The organism is Alcaligenes sp. Marseille-Q7550, assembly GCF_965112015.1.
In genome coordinates, this window is sequence record NZ_CBCOPU010000002.1 from 1 (window position 1) to 16,631 (window position 16,631).

Annotated in this window: 17 protein-coding genes, 2 tRNA genes and 1 riboswitch; of the genes, 12 read left to right on the forward strand and 7 right to left on the reverse strand. The window is 65.2% G+C overall.

Annotation, left to right across the window (positions count from 1 at the left end):
• The 7 genes from ACWPWO_RS09310 to ACWPWO_RS09340 form a co-directional block, all read left to right on the forward strand.
• Positions 1 to 624: amino acid ABC transporter permease (locus ACWPWO_RS09310; RefSeq protein WP_454006343.1), on the forward strand; the 624-nt coding region annotated here is incomplete at its 5' end.
• A 3-nt stretch (positions 625 to 627) separates the two neighbouring features.
• Entirely contained in the window at positions 628 to 1,296 is a 669-nt protein-coding gene (locus tag ACWPWO_RS09315; protein WP_454006345.1) for an amino acid ABC transporter permease, read from the forward strand.
• 23 nt (positions 1,297 to 1,319) lie between these two features.
• Positions 1,320 to 2,048, forward strand: a complete 729-nt coding sequence (locus ACWPWO_RS09320) for an amino acid ABC transporter ATP-binding protein (protein ID WP_454006346.1) — start codon at positions 1,320 to 1,322, stop codon at positions 2,046 to 2,048.
• 44 nt (positions 2,049 to 2,092) lie between these two features.
• Positions 2,093 to 2,893, forward strand: a complete 801-nt coding sequence (locus ACWPWO_RS09325; protein WP_454006348.1) for a transporter substrate-binding domain-containing protein — start codon at positions 2,093 to 2,095, stop codon at positions 2,891 to 2,893.
• A gap of 117 nt (positions 2,894 to 3,010) precedes the next feature.
• Positions 3,011 to 3,550: a VOC family protein gene (locus tag ACWPWO_RS09330; RefSeq protein WP_454006350.1), complete on the forward strand. Its 540-nt coding sequence runs from the start codon at positions 3,011 to 3,013 to the stop codon at positions 3,548 to 3,550.
• An 8-nt stretch (positions 3,551 to 3,558) separates the two neighbouring features.
• The gene (locus ACWPWO_RS09335) at positions 3,559 to 4,833 is read left to right on the forward strand and encodes a ribulose-bisphosphate carboxylase large subunit family protein (protein WP_454006351.1); all 1,275 of its coding nucleotides are present in this window, start codon (positions 3,559 to 3,561) and stop codon (positions 4,831 to 4,833) included.
• A 105-nt stretch (positions 4,834 to 4,938) separates the two neighbouring features.
• On the forward strand, positions 4,939 to 6,189 hold the full coding sequence (locus ACWPWO_RS09340; RefSeq protein WP_454007467.1) for a four-carbon acid sugar kinase family protein: 1,251 nt from the start codon (positions 4,939 to 4,941) through the stop codon (positions 6,187 to 6,189).
• 69 nt (positions 6,190 to 6,258) lie between these two features.
• Here ACWPWO_RS09340 and ACWPWO_RS09345 read toward each other — a convergent pair whose 3' ends face one another.
• The gene (locus ACWPWO_RS09345; protein WP_454007468.1) at positions 6,259 to 6,696 is read right to left on the reverse strand and encodes an Lrp/AsnC family transcriptional regulator; all 438 of its coding nucleotides are present in this window, start codon (positions 6,694 to 6,696) and stop codon (positions 6,259 to 6,261) included.
• Positions 6,697 to 6,865: 169 nt separating this feature from the next.
• Here ACWPWO_RS09345 and rocF point away from each other — a divergent pair, with 169 nt between their 5' ends.
• Together rocF and ACWPWO_RS09355 are read left to right on the forward strand one after the other, a co-directional pair.
• Positions 6,866 to 7,885 carry an arginase gene (gene rocF / locus ACWPWO_RS09350; RefSeq protein WP_454006352.1) on the forward strand — a complete coding sequence of 340 codons (1,020 nt, stop codon included), beginning with the start codon at positions 6,866 to 6,868 and terminating at the stop codon, positions 7,883 to 7,885.
• A gap of 54 nt (positions 7,886 to 7,939) precedes the next feature.
• Positions 7,940 to 8,992: an ornithine cyclodeaminase gene (locus ACWPWO_RS09355; protein ID WP_454006354.1), complete on the forward strand. Its 1,053-nt coding sequence runs from the start codon at positions 7,940 to 7,942 to the stop codon at positions 8,990 to 8,992.
• Positions 8,993 to 9,217: 225 nt separating this feature from the next.
• Here the strand turns inward: ACWPWO_RS09355 and ACWPWO_RS09360 are convergent.
• Positions 9,218 to 9,302 (reverse strand) — tRNA-Leu (locus tag ACWPWO_RS09360).
• Between the two features lie 179 nt (positions 9,303 to 9,481).
• Positions 9,482 to 9,575: riboswitch (SAM-I-IV-variant riboswitch) on the forward strand.
• A gap of 114 nt (positions 9,576 to 9,689) precedes the next feature.
• Here ACWPWO_RS09360 and ACWPWO_RS09365 point away from each other — a divergent pair.
• On the forward strand, positions 9,690 to 10,034 hold the full coding sequence (locus ACWPWO_RS09365; RefSeq protein WP_394060243.1) for a hypothetical protein: 345 nt from the start codon (positions 9,690 to 9,692) through the stop codon (positions 10,032 to 10,034).
• Here ACWPWO_RS09365 and ACWPWO_RS09370 read toward each other — a convergent pair.
• On the reverse strand, positions 10,031 to 10,828 hold the full coding sequence (locus ACWPWO_RS09370) for a siderophore-interacting protein (protein WP_454006357.1): 798 nt from the start codon (positions 10,826 to 10,828) through the stop codon (positions 10,031 to 10,033). The two genes, ACWPWO_RS09365 and ACWPWO_RS09370, sit on opposite strands and share 4 nt — an antisense overlap.
• Before the next feature lie 2 nt (positions 10,829 to 10,830).
• A complete protein-coding gene (locus tag ACWPWO_RS09375) occupies positions 10,831 to 11,403 on the reverse strand; it encodes a PadR family transcriptional regulator (protein ID WP_454006359.1) in 573 nt (190 codons plus the stop codon).
• A gap of 166 nt (positions 11,404 to 11,569) precedes the next feature.
• On the opposite strand from ACWPWO_RS09375, the gene ACWPWO_RS09380 reads away from it, so the two are divergent.
• Both ACWPWO_RS09380 and ACWPWO_RS09385 read left to right on the forward strand, forming a co-directional pair.
• Positions 11,570 to 11,654: transfer RNA gene (locus tag ACWPWO_RS09380), tRNA-Leu, on the forward strand.
• Between the two features lie 333 nt (positions 11,655 to 11,987).
• Positions 11,988 to 12,473, forward strand: coding sequence for a hypothetical protein (locus tag ACWPWO_RS09385; RefSeq protein ID WP_454006361.1), 486 nt, complete (start codon positions 11,988 to 11,990; stop codon positions 12,471 to 12,473).
• 7 nt (positions 12,474 to 12,480) lie between these two features.
• Here ACWPWO_RS09385 and ACWPWO_RS09390 read toward each other — a convergent pair whose 3' ends face one another.
• The 3 genes from ACWPWO_RS09390 to ACWPWO_RS09400 form a co-directional block, all read right to left on the reverse strand.
• Positions 12,481 to 13,551, reverse strand: a complete 1,071-nt coding sequence (locus tag ACWPWO_RS09390; RefSeq protein ID WP_454006363.1) for an NAD(P)/FAD-dependent oxidoreductase — start codon at positions 13,549 to 13,551, stop codon at positions 12,481 to 12,483.
• Between the two features lie 10 nt (positions 13,552 to 13,561).
• Entirely contained in the window at positions 13,562 to 15,532 is a 1,971-nt protein-coding gene (gene goxA / locus ACWPWO_RS09395) for a CTQ-dependent glycine oxidase GoxA (protein WP_454006365.1), read from the reverse strand.
• A gap of 189 nt (positions 15,533 to 15,721) precedes the next feature.
• Complete coding sequence (locus ACWPWO_RS09400; RefSeq protein ID WP_454006367.1) at positions 15,722 to 16,402, reverse strand: prepilin peptidase; 681 nt, start codon at positions 16,400 to 16,402, stop codon at positions 15,722 to 15,724.
• Positions 16,403 to 16,631: the final 229 nt, after the last annotated feature.

Sequence of the window (16,631 nt, forward strand, 5' to 3'; positions counted from 1 at the left end):
GCCTGGATGACCATCAAGCTGTCGGCGCCGGCCACCGTGCTGGGCTTTGTGGCCGGCACCCTGCTGGCCGTGGGGCGGCGCAGCCCTAGCCGCCTGCTGGCGCGCCTTTGCGGCTTCTATGTGGAGATCATCCGCAACACGCCGCTGCTGGTGCAGATATTCCTGGTCTTCTTCGGCCTGGCCACCCTGGGCTGGAAAGTATCGGCTTTCGGCGCGGCCCTGGCCGCGCTGGTGATCAACGTCGCGGCCTACACCTGCGAGATCATGCGCGCCGGCATGGACTCCATCCACAAGGGGCAGCTCGAAGCCGCCGAATGCCTTGGGCTGACCCGCGCCCAGACCTACTGGCACGTGATCCTGCTGCCGGCCCTGGAACGCGTCTTCCCGGCCCTGACCAGCCAGTACGTGCTGCTGATGCTGGCCTCCTCGGTGACTTCGCAGATCTCCGTGGAGGAGCTGACCGCCATGGCCAACCACATCCAGGCCGAGACGTTCCGCCCCTTCGAGGCCTACATCCTGGAGGCCGTGCTTTACCTGGCCCTGTCCCTGCTGATGCGCCTGGCGCTGTGGCTGGGCGGGCGGCTCGTCTTCACCCGGCAGCGCGCACTGCGCGCCAGGAGCTGAGCCATGTTCACGAGCGGATTCAACGCCAATCATCTGAGCTTCCTGCTGGAAGGCGCCTTGTGGACGGTCTGCCTGTCCCTGATTTCCTTCCTAGGAGGCGGAGCCGCCGGCGCACTGGTGGCGCTGGCGCGCATCAGTCGCTGGAGGCCGCTGCGCTGGCTGGCCATCGCCTACATCCAGATCATCCAGGGCACGCCGCTGCTGGTGATCCTGTTCCTGTCCTATTTCGGTCTGAGCATCATGGGCTTCACCCTGCCGCCGCTGGTGGCCGCCGGCCTGTCCATGACCATCTACGTGAGCGCCTACCTGGGCGAGATCTGGCGCGGCAGCATACAGTCGGTGGCGCGCACCCAATGGGAAGCGGCCGAATGCCTGGCCCTGTCCCGCTGGCAGCGCCTGCGGCTGGTGATCCTGCCCCAAGCCGTGCGCATCGCCACCCCGCCCACCGTGGGATTCATGGTCCAGATCGTCAAGAACACCTCGCTGGCCTCCATCGTGGGATTCGTCGAACTGGTACGGGCCGGCCAGTTGATCAACAACTCCATCTTCCAGCCCTTCCTGATCTACATGCTGATCGCGGCGCTGTACTTCGCCATGTGCTATCCGCTGTCGGCCTGGAGCCGCCGGCTGGAGATGCGCCTGCATTTCGGCCATCGCCCGGTGCAGAAATGAACCCACGCCGCCAAGGAGCCCCCATGTCCATCGTGGTCGAACTCAAAGACGTATACAAAAGCTTCGGCAGCAATGCCGTCCTGAACGGCGTGTCGTTCGCCATTCCCAAGGGCCAGGTGACGGCCATCATCGGTCGCAGCGGCTCGGGCAAGAGCACGGCGCTGCGCTGCATAGACAGGCTGGAGATCATAGACCGCGGCCAGATCGAGGTCTGCGGCCACAAGGTGCATGATCCCGAGGTGTGCCTGCGCTCGCTGCGCACCGACGTGGGCATCGTCTTCCAGAGCTACAACCTGTTCCCGCACCTGACAGTGGAGCGCAACATCATGCTGGCCCCGCAGGTGGTGCGCGGCCGCAGCCGCGAGCAGGCCCGCGAGATCTGCCGCCGCACCCTGGCCCAGGTCGGCCTGTCGGACAAGGCCCAGGCCTACCCCGAGCAACTGTCCGGCGGCCAGCAGCAGCGCGTGGCCATCGCCCGCTCGCTGGCCATGGAACCCAAGGTCATGCTGTTCGACGAAGTCACTTCCGCGCTGGATCCGCAACTGACCGGCGAAGTGCTGCGCGTCATTGAAAGCCTGGCCGCCGACGGAATGACCATGGTGATGGTAACCCACGAAATGGAGTTCGCCGCGCGCGTGGCCGACGTGGTGATCTTCATGCACCAGGGCCGGGTCTGGGAGACCGGGCCGGGCGAGATGCTGCGCAATCCTTCCACGCCCGAGCTGCAGGAATTCCTGGCTCACGGCCTTTGAACACCCCATGACTTCATAAAGCACACATCCACGGAGACGACACCATGAAGATCCACACCCTGATGCGCGCCACGCTGCTGGCGCTGGGCCTGACCGGCCTTTCCGCCGCCGCCATGGCCAACACGCTGGAGGACATCAAGGCCGCCAAGAAGATACGCGTAGGCATAGACCTGGGCGCGCCCTTCTACGGCTACATCGACGACAAGATGCAGCCCGTGGGTTCGGACGTGGAGGCCGCCCGCCTGCTCGCCCAGGACCTGGGCGTGGAGCTGGAAATCGTCCAGACCACCAATTCGGCCCGCATACCCAACCTGCTGTCCAACAAGGCCGACCTGATCATCTCCTCGCTGTCCATCACGCCCGAACGCGCCAAAGCGGTGGATTTCTCCATCCCCTACGGCGCCATCCAGGCGGCGGTGGGCGCGCCCAAGGACATCGCCATCACCGGCATGGCCGACCTGGCCGGCAAACGCGTGGCCGTGACCCGCGGCGGCCCCCAGGACAAGCTGGTCAGCGAGCGCGCCCCGCAGGCCGACATCGTACGCTTTGACGACGAGGCCGCCTCGATCACGGCGGCAGCCAGCGGCCAGACCGACATCGTGGCCATCACCCCTCCCATCATCAAGGCCATCGCCGACCGCAATCCCGCACGGCCCTTCGAGGTGAAGTTCGTCATCGAATCCTACAAGCTGGGCATTGCCATGCGCCAGAACGAGCCCGAACTCAAGGACTGGGTGAACCAGTGGGTGCGCGCCAACCTGCAGAACGGCAAGCTCAATGAAATCCATCTGAAGTACGCCGGCGTGCCCATCCCCGACGAGATCGTCCAGGGCGCCGGCCAGTAAACCCCGGCCGGACGGCTCGTCCGGCTTTCCCTCAACCTCGCCCGACGGCGCGCCTTGCGGCCGCCGCGGGGCAGGCTGCGCCTTGCGCCGGCCGCATCACCAGTCAGGAACCTGTTTATGAGCACCCTATTCGGCGAGATCCGTCAGCTCGGCTATGTCGTGCGCGACATCGAGGCGGCGATGGAGTACTGGAGCCGCCACCTGGGCGTCGGCCCCTGGTACTACAACCCCAAGGTGGGGATCAAGAACTACCAATACCACGGCCAGTCCTATGAGCCGCACAACTCGGTGGCCCTGGCCAATTCAGGCGCCGTCCAGGTCGAACTGATCCAGTGCCGCAATGACGTTCCTTCCATGTACCGCGATTTCCTGCAGGCCGGTCAGCTCGGATTGCAGCACGTGGCCTACTGGACGGAAAACTACGATGCCGATCTGCAGCGCGCCCTGGACCATGGCCTGAAGGTCGTGATGAGCGGCGAGGTCGGCGAGCGCGGCCGCTTCTGCTACTTCGACACCGAATTCCATCCCGGCGCAGTGGTGGAGCTGTCGGAAGTGGCCGGCCCCAAAGGCAAGCTGTTCACCCTGATCCGCCAGGCTTCCGAAGGCTGGGATGGCCGCGATCCCGTGCGCCCCTTCCCCGACCTGGCCACGCTGTAGGCGCCGCCATGAACACCGACACCTTTCTTGCCCGCTATCTGATCGAAACCCCGCTGCCGCCTGAACAGGTCGCCGAAGTGATCGCCGGCGAACAGTCCTGCGGCACCTTCACCCGCGTGGCCGGCGAGACCGACGAACTGCGCGAACGGGCCCGCGCCACCGTGGAACGCATCCTGGAGCTGGACAGCGCGCCGCTGCCCAGCCTGTCCAATGCCCTGCTGGAGCGGCGCGGCATACGCGGCCCCTGGCGGCGCGCACAGGTGGACATCCGTTTCCCCATCGCCAACATCGGCGCCAACCTGCCCACGCTGGCGGCCTGCGTGACCGGCAATCTGTTCGACCTGGGCGAGGTCACGGGCCTGCGCCTGGAATCCCTGGAGCTGCCCGCCCACTATCGCCGCCGCTTCGATGCGCCGGCCCTGGGCATTGCGGGCACGCGCCGGCGCACAGGCGTGGACCAGGGCGCCCTGGTCGGCACCATCATCAAGCCCAGCGTGGGACTGCGCACGCCGGACATCGTCCAGCTGGTGGAAACCTTATGCCGGGCCGGGGTGGACTTCATCAAGGACGACGAGGTCTGCGCGGATCCGGCGCACTCTCCCTTGGATGAACGCATACCGGCCGTGATGGGCGTAATCCGGGACCACGAGCAGCGCAGCGGCAAGCATGTGATGTACGCCTTCAACATCAGCGACGAGACCGACGCCATGAAACGTCATGCCGATCTGGTCGAGCGCGAAGGCGGCAGCTGCGTGATGGTCAGCCAGAACTGGGTGGGCTACTCGGCGCTGCAGACCCTGCGCCGCCACACCGGACTGGCCCTGCACGCCCATCGCAACGGCTACGGCGCACTGTCACGCCATCCCTTGCTGGGCATTTCCGTCTCGGCCTACCAGACTCTGTGGCGACTGGCCGGCGCGGACCATATCCACGTCCACGGCCTGGAGGGCAAATTCGCCCAGCCCGACGCCGAGGTGCGCGAAGCCATCGCGCACTGCCTGCACAGCTTGGACGACTGGAGCGACGACCGCGTATTGCCCGTGGTGTCGTCAGGCCAATGGGCCGGCACCGTGCCCGCGACCTGGGAGGCCGCCGGCGGCACGGACGTGCTGTTCATGGCCGGCGGCGGCATCCTGGCCCATCCGGACGGCGCGCAGGCCGGCGTGCTGAGCCTGCGCCAGGCCTGGGAAGCGGCCGGCCAGGGCCTTGCCCTGCAGGACAAGGCGCGCGCCTGCCCCGAGCTGGCGCACGCGCTGGAATTCTTCGGTCCCAAGGTGGCCTGACCAGGCGGATGCACATGACTTCCGGTCCACTCCGCCCGCGCTACGCCTGGTACGGCGACGACTTCACCGGCGCCAGCGACACCCTGGCCACCTTGAGCCAGCGGCCTGCGCGCCGTCCTGCTGCTGGGCACGCCAACCCAGCGACGCCTGGCGCAACTGGCCGGCGTACAGGCCGTAGGGCTGGCCGGCGCCACCCGTTCACTGGAACCGGCCCGCATGCGCGCCGTCCTGGAGCCCGCCGCCCGTTTCTTCGCCGCGCTGCAGCCGCAGGTGCTGCACTACAAGATCTGTTCCACCTTCGACAGCGGCCCGGAAGTCGGCAATATCGCCACAGCCCTGGATTGCCTGCGTCCGGCCGCCCAGGTTCCGGTGACGCCCATCCTGGGCGGGCAACCGAGCCTGGGACGCTACTGCGTTTTCGGGAATCTGTTCGCACGGGCGGGACAGGACGGCGAAGCGCACAGGCTGGATCGCCATCCCACCATGAGCCGTCATCCCGTGACCCCCATGCAGGAAGCGGACCTGTTGCGGCACCTGCAGGCGCAAGGGCTGACGAACCTGATCGCCATGCCCTACACGGAATACGGCAGGCCGGACTGGACAAGCCGCGGGCAGACGGACGCCTGGCTGCAGGCCGCCGTACGGCAGGGCCATCTGCATCCGGTGCTGGACATCAGCCGGGACGAGGATATCGCCCGCGCCGGTGCGCTGCTGGAGGAACTGAGCCATGTCGGCACCGTACTGGCAGCAGGCGCCAGCAGCGTCGCCCAGGCCTACTTGAGCCGGCAAGGCGATTTGACGCCCCTGTCGCAGACCAGCCTCCAGGCCGCGGCCAAGCCGGCTCTGATCGTCGTGGGCAGCCAGTCGCCCGTCACTGCCATGCAGGTGGCGCGATGCCGCCAGGCGACGGTGCTGGACCTGGATCCACGGCAATTGCATCAATCGCCGACCTACGCGCAGGAACTCCAGGAGACGGTCTGCCGCATGCTGCAGCAAGGCCGCCACACCTTGCTGAAAACGCGTACGGCCGACGCCTCGTCACCCCTGCCGGTTGACCTTGTATCCCAGGATACGGCACGGCTGGTGGGCGGCCTGGCGCGACGTCTGCGGCGCGAGGACATGCTGTCGCGCCTGTGCATCGCCGGCGGCGACACGTCCAGCCTGAGCACGCAAGCGCTGGGCATCTGGGGATTGAGCCATCTGGGCCAGGTCAGCCCCGGCGTCTCGCTATGCCAATGCCACAGCGACGACGAGCTGCACGGCCTGGAGCTGGTGCTCAAGGGCGGACAGATGGGGCAGGAAGACTTCTTCGATCGGGTTATCCTGGGCGAATCCCCGAGCCTGCACAGCTCATAGAAAAACCGGCTGTCTTTCGACAGCCGGTCTTCTTTCAGATCAGCCATGACACCGACAACAGGTCTGCGTCTATCTGGCGTCGGGCGCGGCGCGCAGGGTCTCCAGGTGGATGCTGGTTTCCGAATTGCTGATGCCCTTGATCAACCGTATCCGCTCAAGTGCATGAGCCAACTCCGGCAAGGTCGCCACCTGCAGCTCGACCAGCAGGTCCCATCGTCCATTGGTGGCGTGCAAGGCCAGCACGCTAGGCTCCCCCAGCAAGGATGCGGCCACGCGACGGGCGTCGTTTCCTTCGATCGCGACGCCCATCCATGCATGCAAACCGCCGGTTTCTGTCTCGGGACGCAAACGCACGGTGTAGCCCACGATCACGCCGCGCTCCTCCAGTCTGTTCAGGCGGTTGGTCACGGTGCCCCGCGACACGCCCAGGCGCGACGCCAATGTGGCCACGCTTGCGCGCGCGTTGTGGCGCAAATGCGCGATCAATTGCTGGTCGATCTTGTCCAGACTGTTCATTTTGCCAATCCAACCTGACTTAATGGCAATAATTATGCAATGTGACAGCAGAATTTGCCATTTTGTTTGTCTCTCTTCCGTGGGATGCTATGCGCATGTACGGATGGAAACGATGTTGCGCGCATGCTGTCTGTACTTTCATGAGGAGCCGTGTCCAAAAATGAGCGACCATCAATTTCCCACCAGCCCCGACCAACCCTTGACCCGAGTCACCCTGATCGGCGTGCCCACCGATGTAGGCGCAACCAGGCTGGGCGCGTCCCTGGGTCCAGACGCGCTGCGTGTCGCGCAGCTCGGGCCCGCCTTGAAACGCTTCGGGGTCGACGTTCGCGACCTAGGAAACCTGGCCGGCCCGCCCAATCCGCAGGGCGCCCGGGATCCGCAAGCACAAGGCCTGCGCAACCTGGCCGAATGCATAGCCTGGAACCGGGCCGCACACGACGCCGTGCATACGCAGTTGATCGAAGGCCGCGTTCCCATCATGCTCGGCGGCGACCATACATTGGCGACCGGATCCATCAGCGCCGTGGCGCGCTACTGCCGCGCGGCAGGCAAACGCCTGCGCGTGCTCTGGCTGGATGCGCACTCGGACTCCAATACGCCCGAAATCTCTCCCAGCGGGAATGCCCATGGCATGCCGGTGGCCAATCTGTATGGACTGGGACCCGCGGCGCTCACAGGCATGTCTGGAGCAAGGCCTGCACTGCGGCCTGGCGAGGTCTGCCAGATCGGCTTGCGCAGCGTCGATGAAGCCGAGAAACGCATGATCCAGCAGCTCGGCCTGGAGGTCTACGACATGCGCGCCATCGACGAGCTGGGCATGCGCGAGGTCATGCGCAGCGCTCTGGCGGGACTGGACGGGGAAGACGCCGACAAGGTGCACCTGCATCTGAGCTTCGACATCGATTTTCTCGATCCCGAGATCGCCCCCGGCACCGGCACCATCGTGCGGGGCGGACCCAACTACCGCGAAGCGCAGCTCTGCATGGAAATGATCGCGGACACGGGCAGGCTGGCCTCGCTCGACATCGTCGAACTCAACCCCGCGCTCGACATCCGCAACCAGACCGCCGAACTTGTCGTTGACCTGGTGGAAAGCCTGTTCGGCAAGAGCACGCTGGTACGCCCATGGAAGCGCGAGGAGCAAGCACGCGGGCGGGATTCGTCGCCAGCAACTTGATCCTCCGGCGTACTGGTCCGGCAGGCGGGGGTTCATTCCAAGGAGAGTCAAACCATGACGCGTTTCATCGATGTGTCCACCATGTCGCAACTGATCGAAACGATCGGCGTCGATACCTTCATCGCCGATCTGGCCGACAACATAGAAAGCGACTTCATCCGCTGGCCGGAATTCGACAAATCGGCCCGCGTCGCCAGTCATTCGGACATAGGCGTGATCGAATTGATGCCCGTCTCCGATACCCACCGTTATGCCTTCAAGTATGTCAACGGCCATCCCCGCAATACGGCGCGCGGCTTGCATACCGTCATGGCATTCGGCGTCCTGGCGGAGGTCGAGACCGGTTATCCGATACTGCTGTCCGAGCTCACCGTGGCCACCGCCCTGCGCACCGCCGCCACCTCGCTGATGGCGACGCGCGCCCTGGCGCGCCCCGACTCACGCCGCATGGCGCTGATCGGCAATGGCGCACAAAGCGAATTCCAGGCGCTGGCCTTTCACAAGCATCTTGGCATTCGGGAAATCGCGGCCTACGACATCGACCCGGGCGCCACTGCCAAGCTGATGCGCAATCTGGCCGAATACGCCGACCTGTCCATCCGGCGCGTCGAATCGATAGCAGAGGCGGTGCAAGGCTCCGATATCGTGACCACGATCACTGCCGACAAGGCCCGCGCCACGATTCTCACGCCTGACATGATCGAGCCGGGCATGCATATCAATGCCGTTGGCGGGGACTGCCCTGGAAAAACCGAACTGCACGCCGACGTCCTGCGTGCAGGACGCGTATTCGTCGAATACGAACCTCAGACGCGCATCGAAGGCGACCTGCAACAGATGCCCGCCGACTTTGCGGTTGAACAACTCTGGCGGGTTCTGGCAGGAGAGACGCCGGGCCGCCGCAGCCGGAGCGAGGTGACGATCTTTGATTCGGTCGGGTTCGCCCTGGAAGACTATTCCACGCTGCGCTATATCAACGAACAAGCGGAGAAACGAAACTTCGGCGTCAAGATCGAGCTGGTGCCCTGGGTCGATGACGACCCCAAGGATGTATTTCGCCATACCCGTGGCCGCGGCTCCAGCGCGCGCATCCGCCGCGTCGCCTGAGTGAACGCATAGGCCGGATAAAGCAAAAAGCCGGCTGTCTTTCGACAACCGGCTTTTCAAGGAATCTGGTGCCCAGGAGAGGACTCGGTCACACAGGCGCGACCCCGGCCGGGCCTGCATGCCCGGCCTTTCTCGTCCTCGCGCAAGGTGCTCAAGCACCTTGCTTCCTGGATGGGATAAAGCAAAAAGCCGGCTGTCTTTCGACAACCGGCTTTTCAAGGAATCTGGTGCCCAGGAGAGGACTCGAACCTCCACACCTTGCGGCACATGGACCTGAACCATGCGCGTCTACCAATTCCGCCACCTGGGCTCTGACCGCTAATTGCTGCTTGTAATGCTGCGCTTTTCAAAAAAAACGCCAATCAGCCGGGCAGAAAAGAACTATAACACGACTTTCAGAAAATGCAAACTTTATTTTGCAGGCGTTCCAGTTTTTCACATACGGATACCAGCGCGCCTTGCGCATGCGCACAAACGCTTCTATGCTTATTCCCGTATCAAGAGTTGGGGCTACCCATGCCAACCTGTGTACCCGCACAAGGTGGATACAGGATACGGCCTTTCGGCAATTCACGGGATCTGCACAGCAACCCGCCGCCGGCGGGTTTTTTATTGGATGCGCCCGGCGCATCCAACGGGTCTTTTAATCCAACTTGCTCACCCGGAAATCCTTCCAAGAGCTAAACAGGAGCGTTTCATGCCTGCACCGTTTTACTACCACCTGACGCTGGGACAGCGCCGCTACCGCATCCAGGCCCGTCCTGGCTGTTCCCGCCTGGCCATTCTCAAGGAACATCAGCCCGTCGTCCTGGGCGCCTACGAACCGCGCTGGCTTGGCTCGAGCTGCCGCGGCGGCTACTGGGCCACGTTCCGTGCCGAGATCGACAGCCTGTTGCTGCTGAACATGGACGCCATCGCCCGCCTGATCGACCGCCATCGCCTGTCCGATGTGGACACGGAACTGGACACAGACCTGGAGCCGGTCCTGAACTTGGACGGGCGGCTGCGCGCCCTGCCCGACCAGGATCGCCAGGCGGCTTAATCGTGGTGCTCGTGCACCGCGGCATCGCCCTGACGCCAATAGCTGCTCGCGCGGACCAGATTCTTGTCGTGTCCGCGCTCCTGCACCCAGTACTGGCGCAAAGCCTTGGCTGCCGCTGATTCAGCGGCAATCCACACATAGCCCCGCCCTTCCAGGACCGGCGCGGCGCGTACGGCGTCCAGCAAGCCGGCCTGCCCGGCCAGCGACGGAACCCAGTTGACCGGCACATGCTCCGGCGCCTCCAGCGCGCCCAGCGTCAACAGATTGCGCGCCAGCACGAACACCTGCACCTTGGCCTGGGCCGGCAGCTCCTTGAGGCGGCGCGCCATGGCGGGCACCGCCGTTTCATCGCCGATCAGCACATGCCAGTCAAAGGTCGTGGAGATCAGGAACGAGCCGCGCGGGCCGGCCACGCCCAGCTTGTCGCCGGTCTGTGCGGCGGCCGCCCACTGGCAGGCCGGGCCTTCCCCGTGCAGCACGAAGTCGATATCCAGTTCCTGCTCATGCGCACGCCAGGCGCGCGGCGTGTAGTCGCGCATGGCGGGCTTGGGCTGGCCGGCCGGGAACACCACGCCGCGTTCGCCCAGTTGCGGCAGGCGCGGAACTTTCTGACCCGGATCGGGAAAAATCAATTTGACGTGATCGTCAAAGCCCGGCGAATGAAAGCCGGCCAGGTCGGGTCCGCTGAGCGTGATGCGCACCAGGTCCGGACCCAGCATGCGGCGCGCCGTCACGGTCAACAGGCGCAGTTTCAAGGGGTGCGACACTTTTTGCGTGTCTTCATGGGGCTGCATCTTCACGACTCCTTAGGTAGATTCCGTATCTGCGCCACGGCCTGCTCCAGGATGGCGACGACTTCGCGCTGACGCTCAAAGCTGGCCGTGGACTGTTCAAACAAAGCGTTCTTCAAGGTGTGGCGGATCTGCACGAACTCAGGCAGCCAGCCGGTCTGCTCCTGCGCGGCCTGGAGATCGTCCGGGTCGCTTTGTTCGGCCAGCATCTGGCGCATCCACACCAGCTTGCGGGCGCGATAGGCCAGCGACTGCAGCAGATAATCACACTTGTCCTGCTGGCCCTGCAGATAACGACGCCCCTCTTCGGTCAGGCTGTACAGCTTGCGGCGGCCCTGCTCCTGCACATGCACCCAGCCCTGCCCGGCACAATAGGACAAGGCGGGGTAAACCGCTCCGGCGCTGGGCACGTAGCTGTTGTGGCTGAGCTGGGCCAAACGCCGGATCAGCTGATAACCGTGCGTCTCCCCGTCCCGCAACAAGGCCATGAGCATCAACTGCATGGCCCTGGCCGTGTATTTCCGCCCCTGCCCGAAGTCGAGCAGCATGCGTTCGGCCTCCATCGGATTCAGTTCCATGCTTTCCCTCTTAAGTTATATCGTACGATATAACTGTAAACATACTGCAGCTCAAAATCAAACTTTTTTCTCAAAAAGAAAAAATATGGCCAAGCTACGCTTGCCAAAAATGAAAATTCGAGTCTATAATTTAATTCTTGAGTCGAGATGCAGATCAAAACTCAATGCCCAGGTGGCGGAATTGGTAGACGCGCATGGTTCAGGTCCATGTGCCGCAAGGTGTGGAGGTTCGAGTCCTCTCCTGGGCACCAAATTCCTTGAAAAGCCGGTTGTCGAAAGACAGCCGGCTTTTTGCTTTATCCGCCCAGCAAGCAAGGTGCTTGAGCACCTTGCGCGAGGACGAGAAAGGCCGGGCATGCAGGCCCGGCCGGGGTCGCGCCCGTGTGACCGAGTCCTCTCCTGGGCACCAGATTCCTCAAAAAGCCGGTTGTCGAAAGACAGCCGGCTTTTTGCTTTGTCCCGCCCAGCAAGCAAGGTGCTTGAGCACCTTGCGCGAGGACGAGAAAGGCCGGGCATGATCGTCGATATTTCTTCACGCACGCTGGACGCAGCTGGCGATACACTGCGGTTTTGGAGAGCCGCCCATGCACCTGACCCTGATCCCGAGCTTTGCCGCCATCATGTATGTATGGTGGACGCAGCACGCCCTGCCCGCCGTCGTGGCTTCGCATTTCGACATGCAGGGGCGGCCCGACGCTTTCCTGGAACGCTCCGCCTATGTGACCCTGATGATGATTCTGATGGCCGCGCTGCCTCTGGGCGCCGCCTTGCTGGGTGCGTTGTTTCAGAAATTGCCTGCGCAGGCCATCAATATCCCGCAGCGCGACTACTGGCTGAGCGAGGAACGCCGGCCCGAGAGCCTGCGCTATCTATCCGGCTGGCTGCAGTCCTTGTCGCTGCTGGTGGTGGCCCTGCTGGCTTTCGTGCATTGGCTGGTGCTGCGCGCCAACCAGCACGTACCGGCCCAACTGGAATCTACGCCCATGCTGATCGGCATGGGAGTGTTCCTGGCCGGCCTGGCGGCATGGCTGCTGGCCTTGTACCGCCGCTTCCGCCAGCCGGCTGAATGACTGCAGCCTAGTCCAAAGCCCGGTGGCGGCGTTGCCAGAATGGCTGGGCGGCATAGCGCTGCTCCGCACCGTACAGGGCATGCTGGGAATTCAGATGCCGCACCAGCCCCAGCAGATAATCTTTTTCATAGCGGCGCGCCGGCTCGGCATCTGCCTTGAGCAAGGCCAGCGCCGCATCGGCCGCGTGCACGCCGCTCCACAGCGCCGTGGCCAATCCATTGGCGGCCAGGGGGTCCATGGCCGCCGCCGCATCGCCGGCGCGCAGAATGCGGCCTTCGACGAAGCGCGACACCAGGCAGGTCGCCGCCGCCGACACGGCGGGAGCCTGGCCATCCAACGCCTTGTCCAATCCCAGGCTCTCCAGCCGCACCCGCACCGCATCCGTGCAGGCCGCCAGACCAGCCCAGACCCGGCCGTCCCGGCTCAGGCCATCGGGCAGCAGATCGGAATCGGAAAACAGCGCCAGCATCATGCGCCGGCCCGGCATGGGCGACATATACCACCAGCCCAGTTCCACCGCTTCCACCAGGGTGGCCGCCAAGGTCTCGGCGCCGTCCGGCAGATCGAACACGCGCCAGGCGGCGACCAGCCTGTCCAGGCGGCGGCGATCGGCCAGCTCGCCGGCGGACAGGGCCGCCCTGCCGGTGCAATCGATCAGGGCCTGGCCTTCCAGCGCCGCCCCATCGTCCAGCATGGCGCGCACGCCGTCCGGCACGTGCTCCAGGCGCAGCACGCGGGCGGACCGCCACTCGAGATCATCGTCCCTCAGTCGCTCGGCCAGGGCCTGCTCCAGGCGGGCCTTGTCCACCAGATAACCTTGCCCGTCTTCGTCCTGCACGGCGCGCAGGCCCGCTGCGCCCCAGACGGAAAAACGGCCTTGGCCGGCCAGGGCCACGGACTCGTCCAGACAGTCGGCCCAGCCCAGCACATCCAGGAAGCGCGCACCGCGTTCGGACAAGGTTTCGCCCAGGGCGGCGGCCGGGCCGCCGCAAGCAACGAGCACGGGCCGGTGGCCCTGCATGCTCAGACGGCGCGCCGCCACCAGGCCGGCCAGGCCGGCGCCTACAACAATAATCATGAAAAAATCCTCAGGTCCCGATCTGCGACAGCGGCGGGACGATATCCATGGAACCGCGCTGCACTTCCACGTACAACTGCTCCGGGACTCCCGCCAGGCCCGCAGGCCCCGGTCGTTTTACCACGACCCCCATGCGAGTCCAAAGCTCGATCATGCGCCGCAGGCCATCCGTATAGCCGGCCTCCACGTGCAAGCCGATGCCGGCCGCACCACGCGCCCATGGCACTCGCGAATGGAAGAAGCGCAAGCGCTCTTCGGCGCTCCGATCCTCGCGCAGCAACTGCCGGTAGCACGCTTCCGGCAGCACGTCCACCGGCAGGAGAGCCGGCCACCAGATGGGCGTGGGGAATCCGTCCGCCGTCTGCACCGCCTGGCAACTGAAGGCGTCGCCCTGCCAGGGCACGCCCATCCAGCGGGTCAGGTCGCCGGGCGCTTGCGGGCCCACCAGCGCGCCATGATCCGGGCGCTCCGGATTGCCCTTGAACACATTGACCGGATTGAGCTGATAGCCCATGTCCTGAATCAGGCCTGGGCGTTCGGACAGCGCGATACGAAACGGCAGACTGGTCTGCTTGGGGCCGCGGAACAGTTCGGGGTGGCGGATGGGCCAGGTGATCTCCACGCCAGGATGGAAGGCGCCGCCCGAGCATGCGTCCAAAGCCGCCCGCGTCAGGGCCTCGGGCTGCAACTCCAAAGGCAGCTCATCCAGCGACGCGCAGGCGTCGAGCTGCTCGTCCTGGTAGTCATTCACGAAACGCCCCTGGGCCCACAGATCCAGGACGGCGTACTGCGTGGGCGTCAAGGACAGCCAGGAATGCGGGCTGTCGGGATAATTGATGCCGTCGCCCAGCATGATGGGCAGCGCCTCGGCGCGCAAGTCCTTGCCATCGGGCCGCCGGAAAGCCTGGAAGACTTTCCGGCGCTGCTCGCGGGCGACTTCGCCCGGTTCGGCCAGGCGGGCCAGCGTCCTGGGGTCGGACAGGTCGCCGACATGATTCCAGGCCGAGCCCAGGAAAGAGGCGCTGGCCACCCACTGCATCTGGCCGCTGCGGCGCAGGATGGGCAGTACGTCCCGGCGGAACGACACCGTGTCCGTGGGCGCGGGCAGTTGTCCGAGGGCGATCATGGCCTCGCGCGCCGCATCGTACAAGGTCACGACGGGTTCGAACTGCGGAGCGAACTTGGGCCCGCAAGACACCACCCAGGCCGGATCGCATTCCAGCTCGCGACCATCCACTTCCACGGTGGCCTTGACCCAGCCGTCGCACCAATCGTCGTGCCAACCGTCGTTGTTGGTGAAGTCGCGCACCGGATTCTGCTCGACCGCCGTGCGCGACACGCCATTGGCCGGGAACACCAACAGGCGGCCCTGCTCGTCCGTGCGCAAATGGCCCAACGGCACGTCCAGCGTCTGCCAGAACATGCCCTGCATGCGGAAGGCCGGATCCGTGCCTTGCGCATTGACCGAGGCGCCGCTGATGGACACGACGCCGGGATCGATGGCGAGCATGGCGGCCCGCTTGGCGGCCGGAATGAAGGCGTTGCGCTGCGCGCCGGGCACGCCCGGAGCCGCGGCGCCACGGTCCATGGCATTCACGAAGCCATACCAGGCGGCCTTGGTATTGGCCACGTGCACGCTCCAGCGCGGCTTGAAGGAGGCATCCAGCTCCCGCACCACGCGCCCCTGCTCGTCATAGCCATACAGGCGGAATCGCTGGGCCTGCTTCTTCACCCGGCCCCGGGCGTCCTTGAAGCCGCCCTCGGGCTCGGGCATCAGGCCTGGGACTTCCGGAGCCAGAAACCATTCGCTGGCATTGCCGACCCGGGCGAAGCCGATGGCGGGGAAAATGGCCACCTTGTGGATGCGCGCGCCCTTGGGCGCCAGTTCCTGCGCCTGCAAGGGCGAGATGGCGGATTTGAACCAGATGGGCGCGGTCACGCTGGCTGCGGCGGCGCTGAACAGAAAGTCACGACGATTCACGGATGTATCCCCTTGGACCGCCGCTATGGTGCGGCGTATCCCTGTGCATTGGAAGTGCTGCGGCAGAAAGGCGGGAATACGGCGCGGGTAGGGCCCCGACATGCACATTCCCGCAGGCGCTCACTATGCCAGCAGGGAATGGGGCACATGGATGTTTTTGTCGATATGTTGAAAAATTAAGACGATTTTTTACAAAAAATCGGACGATGTAAACAGGGCAAACAGCCCGCCCGCGACCAGATAAGGACCGAAGTGCAAGGCCTGCCCCGCCTGCATGCGTCCGGTCAGGCGCAGGACCAGCGCCGCCAGCAGGCCCAGCAGGGAGCCGGCCAGCACCACGGTGGGCAAAGCCGGCGCCCCCAGCCAGGCCCCCAGCGCCGCCAGCAGCTTGAAGTCGCCATAGCCCATGCCATGCCTGCCGGTGGACAGCAGGAAAGCCTGATTGATCGCCCAGAGCGCCGCGTAGCCCAGCGCCGCCCCCAGGACCGCCATGGGCAGCGCCGCAAAAGTGTCGCCCAGATTGGTCAGCAGGCCCAGCCACAGCAAAGGCAGGGTCAGGCGATCAGGCAGGTAGCCGGTCTCGGCATCGATCCAGGCCAGCAGCAGGCCGCCTATGATGAACAGGCAGGCCCCCAGCAGAGCCGGCGTCAGGCGCAGCCGCCATCCCGCCAGGACCAGCAAGACCAGGGCCGCCGCCTGGAACAGAAGCCGCCAGCGGCGATGGCGATCGCGCGACCGCCGCTCCAGTTCCGGCTCCAGCTCGACGGGCAACGCCCAGGCCAGGCTGCCGGCTGGCCGCGCCAGCAGCAGCGCCATGCCCACCGCCGCCGCCGATCCCGCCCAGGCCCCGCCCCATTGCGTCCACATCATGATGATTCGTCCTTCCTCGAATTGCATTGCAGCCCCGGTGCCGGCCGGCCGCTCACGGGGATGCTAGCAGAGGCCGAGGGCATTTTGATGACCGGCGCGCCATTTTCAGCCTGCGCAGCGTAGGGGCATTTCTCGCCGCCGGACCGCCCCAAGGCAAGAATGGCCCCCTTGGGGGCAGCAAGCGGGCGGAGCCTGCGCAGCGTAGGGGCGTTTCTTGCCGCCGGGCCGC